Genomic DNA, 16,286 nt, shown 5'->3' with positions numbered 1-16,286 from the left:
TCAGGGTCACTTCTCGTCCTACTGCCTGCAGCGGATGTTCCGCCCACCCGTGGTGAGCGTGTTCGGCGGGTCGAGCACAGTGACGACGTCCACGTCGATGACGCTACGCCACTCGCGTCACAGTGCTCACAGCCCCAGCCGTTCCCGATCGACGTGGTCCAACGCCATGCGCACCGCGCCGAGCGCGATGCTCTCCTCGCCGAACGTGGACAGCGTGACCTCGGGAGGGTTCAGGCACATCTGGGCCAGATGCGCCCGCATGCGCCCGAGCAGCAACTCGCCCGCGCGCGAGAACCCGCCGCCCACGACGACCAGCTCGGGGTCCACCACGAGGACGAGCGCGGACGCGCCGCGCGCGAGCCCGTGCGCGAGCCGGTCCACCACCGCGAGCGCCCGCTCGTCGCCCGCCCGCGCCGCCCGGAAGACCTCCTCGGCGTCCCGTCCCGCCTCGGCGAGCACGACGGAGGAGTCCTCCCAGCCGGTCAGCGGCAGCCTGCCCAGCTCGCCGGCGCTCCCGGTGCGGCCGGTACGCAACCGGCCGTCGAGCAGCAGGCCGTGCCCGGCCCGGTACCCGGACAACACGTAGACGAGGTCCTCGACGTGGCGGGCGCTGCCCCGCCAGTGCTCGGCGACGGCCGCGAGGTTGGCGTCGTTGGCCGCGAACCCCGGGCAGCCGAACCATCGCCCCACCAGGCCGCCGAGGTCGAGCCCGGTCCAGCCGGGGATGAGGTGCGAGACCGACACCCGGCCGGACCGGTCCACGACGCCCGAGGTGCCCGCCGTGGCCGCCCACACGCCCCCGCGGGCCAGCTCGGCCGCCTCCACGCAGGCGGTGGCGGCCCGCTCGGCCAGCGCGAGGCGTTCGGCTGCGGGCAGGTGCTCGTCCACGTCGAGCCGCCGCTCCTCGATCACGTCGCCGTCGAGGTCGGCCAGCATGGCGAGGATCCGTCGCGGCCCCACGTCCAGGCCGACGACGTGACCGGCCTCGGACCTGAACCTGAAGCGGCGGGCGGGCCGCCCGGCCCTGCCTTCGGTCGGCGCGGCCTCCTCCGCGAGCCCCCGCTCGGTCAGGTCGGACAGCGCCACCTCAGCCGTCTGCCGCGACAGGCCGGCGGCGCGGGCGAGCTGGGTCAGCGTCTGCGGCCCGCCCTGGCGCAGGGCGTGCAGGGTGGCGCGCGTGTTGAGGCGGCGCAGCAGGGCGGTGTCGTTGGTAACACCGAGACTTCTCATAAGGCCCCTTGACGGTAGGACTAAGCGAACTCTAGCTTTACGTCGCGTCTTCTCATAATTGGAGTTGGGGATATGCGGCAGGTTGGGCTGGCCTTGGTCGGTGCGGGCGACCGAGGGACGAGATACACGCGATACGCGACGGCGGACGGCCGTGCCAGGCTCACCGCCGTGGCCGAGCCCGATCCACGGCGCCGGGAAGGACTGCTCGCCGAGCACCCGGACGCCGTGGGCTTCGGCGACTGGCGGGAACTCGCCGAGCAGCCGCGGCTCGCGGACGCGGTGGTGATCGCGACGCTGGACGCCGGCCACGTGGAACCGGCGGTGCGCTTCGCCGAGCTCGGCTACCACATCCTGCTGGAGAAGCCGATGGCGATCCGGCTGGAGGACTGCCGCAGAATCGTCGCGGCCGCCGAACGGGCGGGCGTGTTGTTCGCCGTCTGTCACGTGATGCGCTACACGTCCTACACCCGCGGAGTGAAGGACGTGCTCGACAGCGGACGGCTCGGCGAGATCGTCAACATCGAGCACCTGGAGCCCGTCGGCTGGTGGCATCACGCCCACTCCTATGTGCGCGGCAACTGGCGCCGCACCGATCAGGCCACGTTCATGCTGCTGGCCAAATCGTGCCACGATCTTGACTGGCTGACGTACGTGATGGGCCGCCGGGTGACACGGGTGTCGTCGTTCGGCGGGTTGAAGCACTTCACGGCCGACAACCAGCCGGCGGGCGCGGCGGAGCGCTGCCTGGACTGCGCCGTCGCGGACACCTGCCCCTACGACGCGCAGCGCATCTACCTGCCCTTCGTGGGCAGCCAGGACCGCTGGCCGCTGACCGTGCTGAGCGAGGACACCACCGAGGCGGGCGTGCTGCGCGCACTGCGCGAGGGCCCCTACGGCAGGTGCGTCTACGCCTGCGACAACGACGTCGTCGACCACCAAGTGGTCAACCTCGACTTCGACGGCGGCGCGACCGCCTCGTTCACCATGACCGCCTTCTCCCCCAAGACCCCGCGCCAGACCCGCATCTTCGGCACACACGGCTCCCTCGAAGGGGACGGCGCCCGGCTCACCGTCACCGACTTCGTGACCGGGGACGTCGAGGTCATCGACACCAACCCGCCCGCGGACGGTCACAGCGGCGGCGACCAGGGCCTGGTCACGGCGTTCCTGGACGCCCTCACCCGCAACGACCCCTCCCCCATCCTCTCCGACCCCCGGGAAAGCCTGCACAGCCACGAGATCGCGTGGGCGGCCGAGGAAGCCCGCCTCACCGGAACCGTCGTCACCCTGAAGGAACCACGATGAAGAAGACCCTCTTGCTCGCCTGCGCGCTGACACTCGCCACGACCACCGCGTGCGGCGCCGACGAGGAGGAATCGCCCGCCGACGGACGCGGCCCGATCACCATCGTCGACACCCAGAGCCACGAGGCCGCGACCAGAAAGGTGATCGACGCCTGGAACGCGGCCCACCCCGACCAGCAGGTGACCCTGGACATCCAGCCCAAGGACGCCGACAGCCAGCGGCAGCGCCTGATCAACAACGCGCAGACCAAGTCCGACGCCATGGACGTCATCATGCTGGACGCCGTCTGGACGGCCGAGTTCGCCGCCAACCGCTGGGTGGACCCCATCGCCGCCGGCACGTTCAAGGCCGAGGAGTTCCTCGCCCCCACCCTGCAGACCGCCACCTACCGGGGCACGCTGTACGCGATGCCCTGGCTCACCGGGACCGGCCTGCTCTACTACCGCGGCGACCTGGTCGACAAGGCCCCCACGACCTGGGCCGAGATGAAGGAGACCTGCGACGAGGTGCTGCCCGAGCACAAGGAGATGTCCTGCTACGCGGGCCTGCTCGACAAGTACGAGGGCCTGACCGTCTCCTTCTCCGAGGCCGTGCAGTCCGCGGGCGGCACCGTGGCCGACGAGTCCGGCGTGCCGCACCTGGACACCGACGCCGCCAAGGCGGGACTGGCCTTCCTCGTCGACGGACTCAAGAGCGGCATGATCCCCAAGGAGGGCATCACCTTCAAGGAGGACGAGGTCAAGAACGCCCTGCAGAGCGGCAAGGTGCTCTTCGCCCGCAGCTGGGCCTCGCTGTACGGCACCGCCAACGCCGCCGACAGCCCCGTGGCGGGCAAGGTCGGGGTCGCCCCCATTCCCGGCCTCGACGGTCCGGGCAGCGGCACCCTCGGCGGGGCGAACCTGGCGATCTCCGCCTTCTCCAAGCACAAGGAGACCGCCAAGGACTTCCTGGCCTTCCTCACCTCGCCCGAGCAGATGAAGACCTGGGCCACGGTCAACAGCACACCCGTCGCCCGCGCGGCACTCTACGACGACCCGGAGCTCGTCAAGCGGTACCCGTACCTGCCCTCCCTGAAGGACGGCATCGTCGCGGCCAAGCCCCGGCCGGTCGCCGTCAAGTACGGGGACGTGACCGCGGCGATCCAGAACGCCGTCTACCCGGCGCTTTCCGGCGAGGTGGCCGTCGACCAGGCGCTGTCCGGGCTGCAGCAGCAACTGTCGGGGTTGCTCAAGCAATGAGGCGCGGCTCGCGGTGGTTCACCGCACTGATGATCTCCCCGACACTGCTCGCCCTCGCCCTGGTGGTCCTGTACCCGCTGGTCGCGGCCGCGCGGGAGTCGATGTACGTCCGGGGCGAGGGCCTGGACGCCGACGGTTTCGTCGTCGAGGGCGAACGGTTCGTCGGCCTGGCGCACTACGCCGAGCTGGTCGGCGAGCGCTTCCTCAACGCCCTGGCCAACACCACGGTCTTCACCGTCGTCACCGTCTCGCTGGAGACCGTGCTCGGCGTCGCGATGGCGCTGGTCATGCACAACGTCCTGCGCGGCCGCGGCCTGGTGCGGGCCAGCATCCTCATCCCCTGGGCGGTGCCGACCGCCATCTCCGGCCTGATGTGGCGGTGGGTGTTCCAGGCCGACGGCGTGGCCAACGCCGTCATCGGCGAGAAGATCCTGTGGACCACCGAGGGCGTCCAGGCCAAGCTCGCCGTCGTCATCGCCGACACGTGGAAGACCGCGCCGTTCGTCGGGCTGCTGGTGCTCGCCGGGCTGCAGATCATCCCCACGATGGTGTACGAGGCCGCGAAGGTGGACGGCGCCTCGGCCTGGCAGACGTTCTGGCGCATCACGTTACCGCTGGTCAGGCCCGCGCTGGTGGTGGCGGTCCTGTTCCGCATCCTCGACGCGCTGGCCATGTTCGACCTGCCGTTCGTGATGATCGGCCGGGGCAAGCTGTCCGTGGAGACCCTGTCGGCCCTGGTCTGGGACGAGGCCACCCAGCTCCGATACGGGTCGGCCGCCGCCTACGGGATCGTGCTCATCTCGTACGTGGCCGTGGTGGTGTTCGTCTTCGTCCGCCTGCTCGGCGCCGACCTGCTCGCCGACGCACGATCAAGGAAGAGGACGGCATGAAGAGGGCCTTGGGGGCCGGGCTCGTCGTGGTGTACTGTCTGGCGCCGTTCTACTGGATGGTCGTCTCCAGCCTGCGGCGCACCGGCGACATCTTCTCCACCACGCCCTGGCCGTCGCCGCCGTCACTGGAGAACTACACCGCGGTGTTCTCCGGGCACAGCGACTTCGGCCGGGCACTGCTCAACAGCCTGATCGTGTCGGCCGGCACCACCGCGCTGACGCTGATCCTCGGCATCTGCTGCGCCTACGCGCTGGCCCGGCTCACCTTCCGCGGCAAGAACCTCGTGCTCGGCCTGATCATGGGCACCTCGATGTTCCCAGGCGCGCTGCTGATCGTGCCGCTGCTCAAGCTCTTCACCGAGCTGGGCTGGATCAACACCTACCACGCGATGATCGTGCCGAGCATGTCGTTCGCGCTCCCGCTGGCCGTCTGGACGCTCACCGCGTTCTTCCGCCAGATGCCGCACGAGCTGGAGCAGGCCGCCACGATCGACGGCTGCACCCGCTGGGGCGCGTTCCGGCGGGTGATCCTGCCGATCGCCGCGCCGGGCGTGTTCACCACGGCCATCCTCGCCTTCTTCGCCACCTGGAACGAGTTCATGATCGCGCTGACCATGATCAGCAAGGCGGACATGCAGACCGCCACCGTGCGGGTGGCCCAGTTCGGCGGAGCCTCCGACTTCGACACCCCGTTCGGCACCCAGATGGCCGCAGGGGTCGTCGTCACGATCCCCCTCGTGATCCTCGTCCTGGTCTTCCAGAAGAGGATCGTCGCCGGGCTCACGTCCGGCGCGCTCAAGTAACCCCGGAAAGGAACCCCCCATCATGAGCATCAGCAGGAGAGGTCTGCTCGGCGCCGGCGCCGTGGCGGCGGCCGGCGTCGGACTGGCCGCGATGCCCGCCTCCGCGACCGTGGAGAAGCGCAGGATCCGGCGCGGGGTCATCCGCGTGGCCACCTTCAACATCCACTACGGCGCCGGTCCCGACAACGTCTTCGACCTCCGGCACACCGCCGAGATGATCGAGGCCATCGACCCGGACGTCATCGGCCTCCAAGAGGTCGACAAGCACTTCCGCGCGCGCAGCGAGTGGCTCGACACCGCCGGCGAGCTGGCCGGCATGCTCGGCATGCACCAGGCGTACGGCGCCAACTACGACCTGGACCCGCTGGAGCCGGGCCGGCCGCGCAGGCAGTACGGCACCGCGTTCCTGTCCCGCTGGCCGATCCTCGAATCGAGCAACACCCGCCTTCCGCAGTACACCGGCAGCGAGCCGCGCGGCCTGCTGGAGGTCGTCGTCAACATCCAGGGCAAGCAGGTACGGCTGGGCAACTCGCACATGCAGCACACCAGCGACGCCGAGTGGCAGGAGCAGGCCGACGCCATCACGGCCCGGCTCGCCCAGTCGGCCCAGCCGGTCATCCTGCTCGGCGACACCAACGCCGTGCCGGCCTTCCCCGGCATCAAGACCTTCACCGACCGGTACGACGACGTGTGGGCACGGGTCGGCGTGGGCCCCGGCCTGTCGGCGGCGAACACGTGGCGCTTCGACTACGTCTTCGTGCCCAAGGGCTCCGACGTGCGCTCGGCCTGGCTGGTGAGCACCGACGCCTCGGACCACCTGCCGCTGGTCACCGACCTTCTGCTCCCGTGAACAACGCCTCCAATACCCCCCGGCGCCTGCTCACCGCGTTGCTCGGCGTCGCGCTGACCGCGCCGATCGCGCTTCCCGCGCGGGCCGGCGGGCACTGGGCCGACGCCTGGGCCACCTCCCTGCACTCCTCGGCCGCCGCCGTCGTGCCGCCCGCGTACGAGAACCAGAGCATCCGCATGGTCGTACGGATGCGCGGCGACGGCGACCAGGTGCGCGTCCGGCTCTCCAACCTCCATGGCGACCGGCCGGTGACCTTCGGCGCCGCCACCGTGGCACTGCGCAGCTCCGGCCCGGCGCTGGCCGAGGGCACACTGAGGCGGCTCGCCTTCGGCGGCGCGCCCTCGGTGACGGTCCCCGCCGGTCAGGAGGTCTCCAGCGACCCGGTGGAGCTGAAGGTCAGGAGCGGCCAGGACCTGGCCGTCAGCATCTACCTGCCGGACGCCACCGGGCCGGCCACCTGGCACCGCTCCGCCGTGCAGACCAACTACCTCACGACCGGCGACCACACCGCCGACGAGGACGGCGGCTCGTTCACCACCACGGTGAGGAGCTGGCTCTTCCTCAACGCGGTCGCCGTCACCCACGGTCCCACGCACGAGACGCTGGCCGCGCTCGGCGACTCCATCACCGACGGCTCCGGCACGGCCGTCGACGGGTTCGAGCGCTGGCCGGACCATCTGGCGGCCCGGCTCGCCGCCGTCCCCGGACGCGACCCCGCCGTCGTGAACGTGGGCATCGGCGGCAACCGCGTGCTGGCCGACACCGCACAGGACGGCCTGAGCGTGCTGAACCGGCTGGAGCACGACGTGCTCACCCGCGACGGCCTGAGGTACGTGCTGCTCCTCGAAGGCACGAACGACCTGCGCAACCGTGCCACAGCCGGCCGGCTCGTCACCGCCTATCGCCAGATCGCCGACCGGGTGCACGCGGCGGGCGCGCGGATCATCGGCGGGACGCTCCCGCCGCTGAAGGGCAGCGCCGGGTACGACGAGGCGTTGGAGGCCGAACGCCAGGCCGTCAACACCTGGATCACCACCGGCGGCGCGTTCGACGGGGTCGTGGACTTCGCGAGCGCGCTGGCCGACCCCGCGGACCCGCTGCGCTACCTGCCCGCCTACGACCGGGGCGACCACATCCACCCCAACGCCGCGGGCTTCGCGGCCATGGCCGCCGCCGTGGACCTCGACCTGCTGCGCTGAACACGGCCGAGCTGAACACCACCCGGCGGGAGGCGCACACCGCGTCCCGCCCGGTCCGCCGTTTTGACACCGTTCAGGCCCTGTACCTTCTCGGCACCGTCATATCCGCGTGAGCCGGTGGCGACGGTCTCCGCGGCCCGCAGTGACTGCGGGTCGGTGATCCCCGCGTTGGGTTCCGGCGCCTGGGGGCGGGAAGCCGTAGGGAAGTGCCTCACTTGAGGGGCCCCGAACCGGTGAGTTGCCGGGCATCAGGTGCGGTCTCCGGCTCCAGGGACGATCAAGCCGGTCTCGTATGCGATGACCACGGCTTGGGCGCGGCTGGACAGCTTGAGCTTGGCCATGAGGCGGCCCAGGTGGGATTTGACGGTGGCCTCGGCGATGTTCAGGCGGGAGGCGATCTGCTGGTTGGTCAGGCCCTGGCCGCGCTGACCGGCTCCCGCATGATCACATTGAACGGCGCCTTCCGCCACGGGGTCTACCTCGCGGCGGGCAACGCCTGCGTCGACACCAAGGTCGCCGGCTACCTGGCCGACGGTGTCCTGCCCGGTGAGGACGTCACCTGCGGCCGCCCGGCCGTCTGACACGTTCGCGCCCCACCACCGGCCGTCCCGGCCGGAACCGGGCCTCGAAGCCGGAGATCTACGCTGACCTCGCTGAACCGGCTGCACGAGATCCCTCGCGCCGTCATGGACGACGTCGCGCCCCCGGGGGCCGGCGACGGCGGTGCGCATGATCCGGGCCGGGGCCGACGCGCACCCCGATCGACTCGTTGGGGAAGCCTTTCGCGCCGGTGCCGCGTGGCTGAACTCCAACGCCCCCGACCGGCTCGGCCGCAACCTCCTGGAAGGGCTCATCGTCCTCAACGACCTGTTCCAGCACGGCATCGCGGCCTGGTGTCCCTCACAACCACTGTGCGGCTGGTGACACGGACCCGAGCCGCGGCCCTTCCAGGAGCGGCAGGCCCGCCGCGTACCGCCGCAAGAAACCGGCGGTCGGGGTGTTCGCGGTTGCGACGGCGTCCGGGGTGCCCTCCGCGACCACCGCGCCCCCGTCCGGACCGGCTCCCGGCCCCAGGTCGATCACCCAGTCCGCGGACGCGGCGACGGGGATGTCGTGTTCGGCCACGACGACGGTGTTGCCCGAGTCGAGCAACACGTCGAACGCATCCACCACACGCTGGATGTCAGAGGGGTGCAGGCCCGAGACGGGTTCGTCGAGAACGACAAGACCGGCCTTGCGGCCCGCGGCACCGCGCTGGATGGCGGACGCCAGCTTCAGCCGCTGCGCCTCGCCGCCGGACAACTCCGTGGCGCTCTGGCCGAGCTGCAGATAGCCGAGCCCGACCTGGTTCAAGGCTCCCAGGGTTTCGGCGAGTTGCCGGGGTTCGGGGAACTGCTCCACCGCCTCGGAGACGGTCAGCTCCAGCACCTGATCGATGGCCAATCCCTGGTACTTGATCTCCAAGGCCTCCGGCGTGTAGCGCCGCCCCTGGCATGCGTCGCAGACCACCCACACATCCGGCAGGAAGTGCATGTCGACCAGCTTGCGGCCATAACCGGTGCAGGGTTCGCAGCGGCCACCGCCCGCGGTGTTGAAGCTGAACCAGGACGCATTGACCCCACGTGCGCGTGCCATGCCGGTTTCGGCGAACAGCTTACGGACGACGTCGAACGCCTTGCTGTAGGTGGCCGGGTTGGATCGCGGCGTGCGCCCGAGCGGTTCCTGATCGACGACGGCGACCCAGTCGAACCCCTCCAGGCCGGTCACCTGTCGCACGGCGTCGATCGTCGTCCCGTTCAGAGCGGCCTCCACGCTCGCCGCGAGCGCGCCGAGCAGGCTGCTCTTGCCGCTGCCGCTCACCCCGGTCAGGCAGGTGAGCCGGCCGGCGGGGAAACGCACCACGTCTGCGGTCACGTTGTGCGCACGCAAGCCGTGCAGTACCACCCAGCCGGTGTCATCCCCGGCCGGACGGCAGGTCCGGCGCAGCCGTGGCCCCTCACCGGCCAGGTAGCGTCCGGTCAGTGACGTGGGGTGGGCGGCCGCGTCGGAGGGAAGCCCCGACACCAGGATCTCACCGCCGAGGCGGCCCGCGCCGGGCCCCATGTCGATCACCCAGTCGGCCCGGGCGATCAGTTCGGGGTCGTGCTCGACCAGGAGCACCGTGTTGCCGGCCTTGCGCAGCTCCAGGGCGATGTCGAGCAGGTGCGCCTTGTCCGCCGGATGCAGCCCGGTCCCGGGCTCGTCCAGGACGAAGACGATGCCGCTCAGCTCGGTGCTGAGCTGCGCGGCGAGCCGGGTTCGCTGCAACTCGCCCCCGGACAGTGTCGCCGCGCTCCGGGACAGCTGGAGATGGGCCAGGCCGAGGCGGTCGAGGATCCCGAGTCTGCGGCCCAGGTCCTGCAGCAGCGGCTCACCCACCTCGCGCTGCCGGGCGTCCAGGTCGCCGGCCACCCGCTCGGCCCAGCCGCGTACCTCCCGTACGTCCACCTGGAGCAGGTCGGGAAAGGTCAGCCCGCCGAGCCGCACGGACCGGGCCACCTGGTCGTACCCGCTGCCGCCGCAGGTGCCGCACGGCTGCTTGCGCATGTACGGCAGGTAGCGCTGCTTGGCGCTGGCGGTCTGGGCGTTCAAGAACACCCGCTCCACCTCGGCCAGCGCCCCCCGCAGCGGCTGGCTGGAGGTGTAGGTCACCGAGACCGTCTCCTTCTTGCTGGTCATGTCGACGGTCGCCTCGACCTTCTCCTCACCTGTGCCGTACAGCACGCAGTGGCGGAACTCCTCCGGCAGCGACCGCCATGGCAGGCCGAGGTCCACGCCGCGCTTGTCGGCGAGCGCCGGCACGAAGGCGTGCTCCCCCGACCGCCACTTGGCGTACCAGGGCGAGGCCCCCTCGAAGAGGGGAAGCTCCGGATGGGTGATGATGAGGTCCTCCTGCGCCCGCCAGCGCCCGCCCACGCCGTGACAGTCCGCGCAGCTGCCTTCCGGGGAGTTGCGATCGAAATGAGCGGTCGTCAGAGGCCCGTTGACGCTCTGCGCCGCCGGGTCCGCGCCGATCCCCGGAAGGCGCGAGTACAGCAGTCCCAGATGCCCGTCGATGCCGGTGATCGTCGCGACCGTGGACCGGGGGTTGCGGTTCAGGCGGCGCTGGTCGACTGCGAGCGTCGCGCCGAGTCCCAGGATGCGGTCGACCTTCGGCCGATTGCGCTGGGTGATGTACTGCCGCACGAACGGCGAAAGCCCCTCCAGGTACCGCAACTGGGCCTCGTTGTGCAGGGTGTCGATGGCCAGCGAGGTCTTGCCGCTGCCGCTCACCCCGGTGAAGGCGGTGAGCCACCCTTTGGGGATGCTCACCGACACGTCCCGCAGATTGTTGGTACGAGCCCCCACCACCTCGATGGCCTCTCGCCCCATGCTCGCGACGTCCCGTACGAACGCAGTCAACCTTGATCCACCCTCTCGCAACACAGCAGAACACAGGCGGACGGACTCCCACCCACGTCGAACAAGTTGATTCCGCCACTACGCGGCCGTTTGACCAGATCCCTCGGCACGTGGCCGGTCTGGATTCGGCCCGTGCCGCAGATCAAGACCGGGACCCCCGGTGAGCTTGTCGATGCCCGGGGCATGGGCGGTCATCCAGTGCGGATGCAGCCGGCAGCAGACCACGTCGTTGTCCCAGTCGAAGGCGTCGTCGCCGGTGCCGATTCGGGTGATCTGCTCCGCGGTCAGGGTGTTCCCGGTGACGATCGAGCGGAGGTGCGAGGTGGAGCGGGACAGGGAGGCTTCGAGGAGAGTCTCAAGCTCCTTGAGCTCCTCGGGCGTTTCGCGCATTGAGGTCCTTGTCTATCCATGAGGCCCCCGGTCCACACCCACATCGGCGCCGACCGGTGCATTGATGATCACTCTGAAACCCGACGCCTTGTGTCATGTTTTCATCCGTGTCCTGTCCCGGGACACGCTTGACACGTCGATCCCAAGACCTGGGTGAAGGTGCTGTCTTCGGCCCGTCTGACGTGCGTCGTTGCGGCGTCGCGCGTCAGGACGCCGGGAATGGCCCTGGTGGATATGTCCGTTGTCGAGCAGCGGTATCGGGCTGTGCCGGCGGTGCCGGCCCGCGGTTCGGTGACCGGATGCGGGCGGAGGTGGAGGTACTGGTGTGTGAGTTGCGGCGTCAGCATGCGCGGTGGGGACCGGTCCGGCTGGCGCGCGAGGCCGGTCGCCGTGGCGTGGATCGGCCGCCGTCCCGGATGGGCATGCATCGGGCGCTGGTGCGTCACGGGCTGGTCGAGCCGGGTGCGAGGGTCTTTCGCCGTTGGCGGCGTGAGGCGCCGATGGAGTTATGGCAGACGGACGTCGTCGGCGGCGTGCTGCCGGCTGACGGGCGTAGGTCAAGGTGGTGACGGCGTCGACGACCACTCGCGCTGCTGTGTGATCGCCAAGGCGGTGGTGCGGGCCACCGGCCGGGCTGTCTGCCTGGCCTTCGTCGAGGCGTTGCGGGGGGTTCGGGGCGCCGGGCGAGGTGCTGACCGACAACGGCTCCTGCTACCGCTCCCACCTGTGGCGCGACACCCTCACCAAAGCGGGCGACACCCACAAGCGCACCCGCCCCAACCCGCCGCAGACACCTACAATCACCATCGCGGCCACACCGCACCAGCAGGTCTGCCACCAGCCGGCCGCGTACTCAACCTCACGGGACAGAACAGCTAGACCTGGTCGTCCGGGCGTAGGGCGTGCAGGACCGCAGAAGTGTCCAGGTAGAACGGGTGTATCTCGGTGATGCGATCATTCTTGATCGTCATCAGCTGCATCACCGAGGCCTCCAAGGCCCGGCCGGTGGCGCGGGCGCGCAAGACGCCGCGGTTCCAGACCACGACACTGCCGCCGTCGACCACATACTTCTGCTCCAGGAACTCCAGGGACTGCCATGCCTCGCTCATGGCGGCCATGAACTGCTCGATGCCGCTCGGTCCGCGCCAGGTGCCCCCGTAGGGCAGGGAGTCCGCCTGGTACATCACGACCTCTGGGTCCAGGCACTCGGCAAGCCGGCCGAAGTCGGCCTTGCCGAAGCCCCCTGCGGCGATATAGGCAACTTCCGCCCGGTAGAACCTCTCCAGGACTGCCAGTGAGCTCCTGCCCTCGTCGCCCCCCGAAGCCGGACCGTCATTCGTCATTGCTTCTGCCGTCATGCGCTCATCATGTCGGCCCCGGACAGGATGCATCCGGCGGAAATCGGACCCGTAGGCGGCAAGCGCGCCACCGACGACCGGCAACGCCGGGCTGGATTCCCGGCCCCGACCGTGAGCAAGGCCAGGCTCGCGCCCCCCGCCAAAGGGGAGCGAGCCTGGCGCGCAGGCATGAGACGGGCCCCGCCCAGCCTCGCGTTCCGCGACCCGTCCACACGCACCTCTGCTGCCGTGTCCGCCTGGGCGAGCGCTCGCCTCACCACCGCCCCGCACTCGCGCGGGGCGACCCAGGTTCCGATGAGAGGTGGCACCGGAGCACGGCAGAAACGGGCCACCTTCTTGATCATCGATCATTAGACTCTTGTAGTCCGCACTGATTGGTGACGGTTTCGGGGGGGCGGGTGGCGTCGATCGACCGGACGGCATACCCGACGTTCGCGCGTACAGTGTCGGCACGGGAGCTGGCGGAGGTGCTCACTCCCTCGGCTGTCGAGACGGAGTGGGCGCACGGCAAGGCCCAGGATGACCAGCATCTCCTCGCCCTGCTGGGGTGGCTGAAGGCCTACCAGCGGCTGGGGCACTTTCCCAAGCTCAAGGACGTCCCCGCGGTGGTTCCGAGCACATCCGGGACTGGAAGAACAGGCGCGTCCCGGGCCTGGAGGGCCTCATCGTGGCCCGCCTGTCCGAGGCGACCGGACGAGCGCGGCGCACCGGTGAGCCGTGCCACCAGGGCCTGCGCGTCCTCGTCGTTCCATGCTTTGGTGCTGGCGGGCGCGGGCTGCGGTCGAGTTGCCGTCGCATCTGCGGCGCCGTGCGCACAGTTCGCAGGCGTCCGCGTGACGTTGCCGGCCGCGCTGTCGGTGGAGCGGGAGCGGGTGCGGTGCGGCCCCGCCGCCGTGGTGGGCGGAGGGGCCGTGACCTGCTGGGAACCGATCTATCCGAGCACCGGGTAGTTCGCGCGGAACACGTTGTGCGGGTCGCGGGCCCGCTTGATCTCCCGCAGGCGCGCGAGCGTGCCGCCGGAGAAGGACTGCGCCGCCGTGTCACCGGGGGACAGCAAGGTGTACGGCTTGCGGCCGCCGATGTAGGCGTCCAGGTCGGCCACGATCTCGGCTTGCTTGGCACGGGTCGCGTCGGCCGTGTGCGGCAGGCCGAGACCCACCAGTCCGAGCAGGTACGGCTCAGCCACCGCGCCGCTCGCACCGGCCCCGCCGCCCGGCTCGGCCAGCGCCCCGCCCAGGTGCCTGATCTGCACGTTGATGAGCGGTTCGACCGGCTTGGCCAGCAGCAGCTCCACCGCGTCCGCGTCCAGGCCGGTGAGCAGCTCCGCACGAGTGATGGACGGGGCCGGATCGGTCGGCTCGGCGGCGATGCCACCCAGTTCGGCGACCGGGACGACGCCTCGGCTGTCGAAGACCGCGCCTCCGATCTTGTCGACGCGCACCAGCAGCTCCTCAGCCTGAGCCGCCTCGCCCAGGTAGGCCAGATCCAGCGTCACCATCGGCGGCGCGCCGGGCGGCTGGAACCGGTTGATCCAGACGCTGAGTTCACGCGGCGCCTCGGCGGTGATCTCCAGGAACGCGTCGTACACCTCCCTGGTGCGGTGCTCCGGCCAGATCACGCGCCCGCCGTACAGGGCCGGAGCGGGATACAGGTCGAGTTCGAGGGCGGTCACCATCGCGTAGTCGCCGCCACCGCCGCGCAGGGCCCAGAACAGGTCGGGGTCGGACTCGGCGGTCACCCGGCCCGGCTCGCCGTCGGCGTCCACGATGTCGAAGGCGCGGACGCTGTCGGAGGCGAAGCCGTGCTTGCGGCTGAACCAGCCGACCCCACCGCCCAGCGTGTAGCCGGTCACGCTGACCCCCGGCGCGCTGCCGGACAGGCCGGTCAGACCCAGCGGACCGGCCGCCGCCAGCACCTGCCCCCACTTCACACCCGCGCCCACCCGGACCACGCGCTCCTCGGCACGTATCTCCACCTCGTTCAGCAGGCCGGTACGCAACAGGATCAGGCCGTCCACGTCACCCGAGGCGCCGTGCCCGCTCGGCTGCGCGGTCACCGTCATGCCCGCCCGCCGCGCGTAACGCACGAGCGCCGCCACATCATCGGCATCCGCGGCCTCCGCCACGGCCGCCACCGGCTGCCTGACGGTGAGATTCCACGCGGTGGCCGCCTGTTCGAAGCCGTCGTCACCGGGCAGGAGCAGGCGCCCCTTCAGGACACCGCGCAGATCGTTGATCGTCATTGTCGTCTCCCTTTTCGAGTTGTCAGAGAATGCGGACGTCAGGCGCGCGGCGCGGCGGTCGCCGGGGTGGTGCTGGTCTCCCGGAGGATCAGCAACCCCGTGACCGCGATCAGCGCCGCGGTCAGGCCGTGGACGCCGAGCGCGGCGGCCGTGGATCCGTGGTGGGCCAGGACGTTGACCATGTCGCCGAACGGGGTGACGGCCGTCATCAGCAGGACCCAGCCCAACGGGCGGCGGTGGCCTGTCACCAGCAGGATGCCCATGGCCAGGCCCATCCCGATCTCGCGGCTGCCCTTCACGATGGAGAAGCCGCTGCCGTCCGAGGGCCAGTTCGCCAGCCCCGGGAAGGTCGTCCCGAGGGGCAGGACGAAGGACAACCCGAGGTAGAGGGTGAACAGGACGACGACGGCGGCCAGGACGGTGTTGAGCTTCTTCAGCGACATGGTCGTTCTCCTTGTTTGTTCGGACGGGCAGGGTTCAGCCGCGGACGCGGCGGATGTGGCGGGCGTAGCGGGGGCGGCCGATGACGTGCCAGATGGCGCGGACCGGGGCGGGCAGGCCGCCGAGGACGAGGGCGCGCTCGGCCGGGTTCGCGTCCTCCAGGACGGCGCCGAAGAGCGTGAGCAGGGTGAGCTTGGGGGTGTTGTTCACCAGGTGGTCGCCCAGGGAGGCCCACTCCTGTTGGGTGATGTGCTTGGCCGCGAGCGGGAGGAGGGTGGCCTCCTCGTCGTCGAGGTGTTCCAGCAAAACCGCGCGGTGCTCGTAGAGGGCGGCCGCCAGGGTGTCGCGTTCGTCGGCGCCCGCGGTGGCCTCCCAGGCGGGGAGCGCGGCGTCCAGCCTGCTCAGGGTGGCCGCGACGCGTTCGTGCTGGGCCTGCATGCGCAGGACGATGTCGGCCTCCAGGTCCACCCGGGACAACAAGGGCGGCCACAGCAGCTCGTCCTCGCCCTCGTGGTGGTTGTGCAGGCCCAGCCGGTAGACGCGGAAGTGGCCGGCGATCACCTTGGCGCGAGCGGTGTCACCCGGGGCGACGGCCGCGACGAGCTCCACCAGCAGCCGTGACTCACGGCGGAGCACGCGGTGGACGATCTCCATGTCCTGGGTGTTGACGCTCATCTGTTCCCGCTCCTTCGTCGGTTGCGATGTGTTCAGGCTGCTCCTGGGTGTTTGGAAGGCATTTGGAAGCGATTTGGAACGTCCACGCGGGATGTACGGATCATGGTCTTCGTCCGGGTGCTGGGCTCGTTCGGGGCCGAGGTCTGCGGCGAGCCCGTGCCCCTGGGCGGGCCTCGGGCAGCGGGGCGTGCCGGCGTTGCTGGTGGCGGCGCGCGGGCAGGTCG

At 70.6% G+C, this 16,286-nt stretch carries 16 protein-coding genes and 1 pseudogene; 9 read left to right on the top strand and 8 right to left on the bottom strand.

From position 1 onward, the window contains the following. Nucleotides 1-126: 126 nt before the first annotated feature. Entirely contained in the window at nt 127-1,230 is a 1,104-nt protein-coding gene (locus tag AB0J97_RS43140) for an ROK family protein (RefSeq protein WP_357708141.1), read from the bottom strand. A gap of 72 nt (nt 1,231-1,302) precedes the next feature. Here AB0J97_RS43140 and AB0J97_RS43135 point away from each other — a divergent pair, with 72 nt between their 5' ends. Genes AB0J97_RS43135 through AB0J97_RS43110 form a run of 6 tightly spaced genes read left to right on the top strand, consistent with a single transcriptional unit; the run spans nt 1,303 to nt 7,515 of the window. After that, nucleotides 1,303-2,535, top strand: a complete 1,233-nt coding sequence (locus AB0J97_RS43135; RefSeq protein WP_364100672.1) for a Gfo/Idh/MocA family oxidoreductase — start codon at nt 1,303-1,305, stop codon at nt 2,533-2,535. Then, nucleotides 2,532-3,773 carry an ABC transporter substrate-binding protein gene (locus AB0J97_RS43130; protein ID WP_364100669.1) on the top strand — a complete coding sequence of 414 codons (1,242 nt, stop codon included), beginning with the start codon at nt 2,532-2,534 and terminating at the stop codon, nt 3,771-3,773. Before AB0J97_RS43135 ends, AB0J97_RS43130 begins: the two co-directional genes overlap by 4 nt. Before the next feature lie 29 nt (nt 3,774-3,802). Continuing rightward, complete coding sequence (locus AB0J97_RS43125) at nt 3,803-4,663, top strand: sugar ABC transporter permease (RefSeq protein WP_357708138.1); 861 nt, start codon at nt 3,803-3,805, stop codon at nt 4,661-4,663. After that, nucleotides 4,660-5,466, top strand: coding sequence for a carbohydrate ABC transporter permease (locus AB0J97_RS43120; protein ID WP_364100664.1), 807 nt, complete (start codon nt 4,660-4,662; stop codon nt 5,464-5,466). The genes AB0J97_RS43125 and AB0J97_RS43120 overlap by 4 nt, the downstream gene beginning before the upstream one ends. A gap of 22 nt (nt 5,467-5,488) precedes the next feature. Continuing rightward, nucleotides 5,489-6,316, top strand: a complete 828-nt coding sequence (locus AB0J97_RS43115) for an endonuclease/exonuclease/phosphatase family protein (RefSeq protein ID WP_364100661.1) — start codon at nt 5,489-5,491, stop codon at nt 6,314-6,316. After that, nucleotides 6,313-7,515 (top strand): GDSL-type esterase/lipase family protein, encoded by a 1,203-nt coding sequence (locus tag AB0J97_RS43110; protein WP_364100658.1) that lies wholly within the window; start codon nt 6,313-6,315, stop codon nt 7,513-7,515. Before AB0J97_RS43115 ends, AB0J97_RS43110 begins: the two co-directional genes overlap by 4 nt. Before the next feature lie 248 nt (nt 7,516-7,763). Here the strand turns inward: AB0J97_RS43110 and AB0J97_RS43105 are convergent, their stop codons facing one another. Beyond that, complete coding sequence (locus AB0J97_RS43105; RefSeq protein WP_364100769.1) at nt 7,764-7,895, bottom strand: LuxR C-terminal-related transcriptional regulator; 132 nt, start codon at nt 7,893-7,895, stop codon at nt 7,764-7,766. Between AB0J97_RS43105 and AB0J97_RS43100 the strand changes: the two genes are divergently transcribed. Both AB0J97_RS43100 and AB0J97_RS43095 read left to right on the top strand, forming a co-directional pair. After that, nucleotides 7,869-8,096, top strand: a complete 228-nt coding sequence (locus AB0J97_RS43100) for an alpha/beta hydrolase (protein ID WP_364100655.1) — start codon at nt 7,869-7,871, stop codon at nt 8,094-8,096. The two genes, AB0J97_RS43105 and AB0J97_RS43100, sit on opposite strands and share 27 nt — an antisense overlap. Nucleotides 8,097-8,244: 148 nt before the next feature. Beyond that, the gene (locus tag AB0J97_RS43095) at nt 8,245-8,439 is read left to right on the top strand and encodes a hypothetical protein (protein ID WP_364100652.1); all 195 of its coding nucleotides are present in this window, start codon (nt 8,245-8,247) and stop codon (nt 8,437-8,439) included. On the opposite strand, the gene AB0J97_RS43090 is transcribed toward AB0J97_RS43095, so the two are convergent. Both AB0J97_RS43090 and AB0J97_RS43085 read right to left on the bottom strand, forming a co-directional pair. Beyond that, nucleotides 8,416-10,956 (bottom strand): excinuclease ABC subunit UvrA, encoded by a 2,541-nt coding sequence (locus tag AB0J97_RS43090; RefSeq protein WP_364100649.1) that lies wholly within the window; start codon nt 10,954-10,956, stop codon nt 8,416-8,418. The genes AB0J97_RS43095 and AB0J97_RS43090 overlap by 24 nt on opposite strands. A 78-nt stretch (nt 10,957-11,034) precedes the next feature. Next, entirely contained in the window at nt 11,035-11,346 is a 312-nt protein-coding gene (locus AB0J97_RS43085; protein ID WP_364100646.1) for a hypothetical protein, read from the bottom strand. A gap of 685 nt (nt 11,347-12,031) precedes the next feature. Here AB0J97_RS43085 and AB0J97_RS43080 point away from each other — a divergent pair. Then, nucleotides 12,032-12,225 (top strand): annotated as a pseudogene (locus AB0J97_RS43080) (IS481 family transposase); the annotation flags it as partial. Here the strand turns inward: AB0J97_RS43080 and AB0J97_RS43075 are convergent. The 4 genes from AB0J97_RS43075 to AB0J97_RS43060 form a co-directional block, all read right to left on the bottom strand. Continuing rightward, nucleotides 12,222-12,704, bottom strand: a complete 483-nt coding sequence (locus tag AB0J97_RS43075) for a nuclear transport factor 2 family protein (RefSeq protein ID WP_364100643.1) — start codon at nt 12,702-12,704, stop codon at nt 12,222-12,224. The pseudogene AB0J97_RS43080 and the gene AB0J97_RS43075 overlap by 4 nt on opposite strands. Before the next feature lie 931 nt (nt 12,705-13,635). After that, nucleotides 13,636-14,946 carry an FAD-binding protein gene (locus AB0J97_RS43070; protein ID WP_364100640.1) on the bottom strand — a complete coding sequence of 437 codons (1,311 nt, stop codon included), beginning with the start codon at nt 14,944-14,946 and terminating at the stop codon, nt 13,636-13,638. A gap of 38 nt (nt 14,947-14,984) precedes the next feature. After that, entirely contained in the window at nt 14,985-15,389 is a 405-nt protein-coding gene (locus AB0J97_RS43065; RefSeq protein WP_364100637.1) for a DUF4267 domain-containing protein, read from the bottom strand. A 34-nt stretch (nt 15,390-15,423) separates the two neighbouring features. Beyond that, entirely contained in the window at nt 15,424-16,062 is a 639-nt protein-coding gene (locus AB0J97_RS43060) for a hemerythrin domain-containing protein (protein ID WP_364100634.1), read from the bottom strand. Nucleotides 16,063-16,286 lie beyond the last annotated feature (224 nt).

The sequence above is a fragment of the Nonomuraea sp. NPDC049607 genome (genome assembly GCF_040675375.1).
Classification (GTDB): Bacteria; Actinomycetota; Actinomycetes; order Streptosporangiales; family Streptosporangiaceae; genus Nonomuraea.
This window is presented reverse-complemented; position numbering and strand designations above follow the sequence as displayed.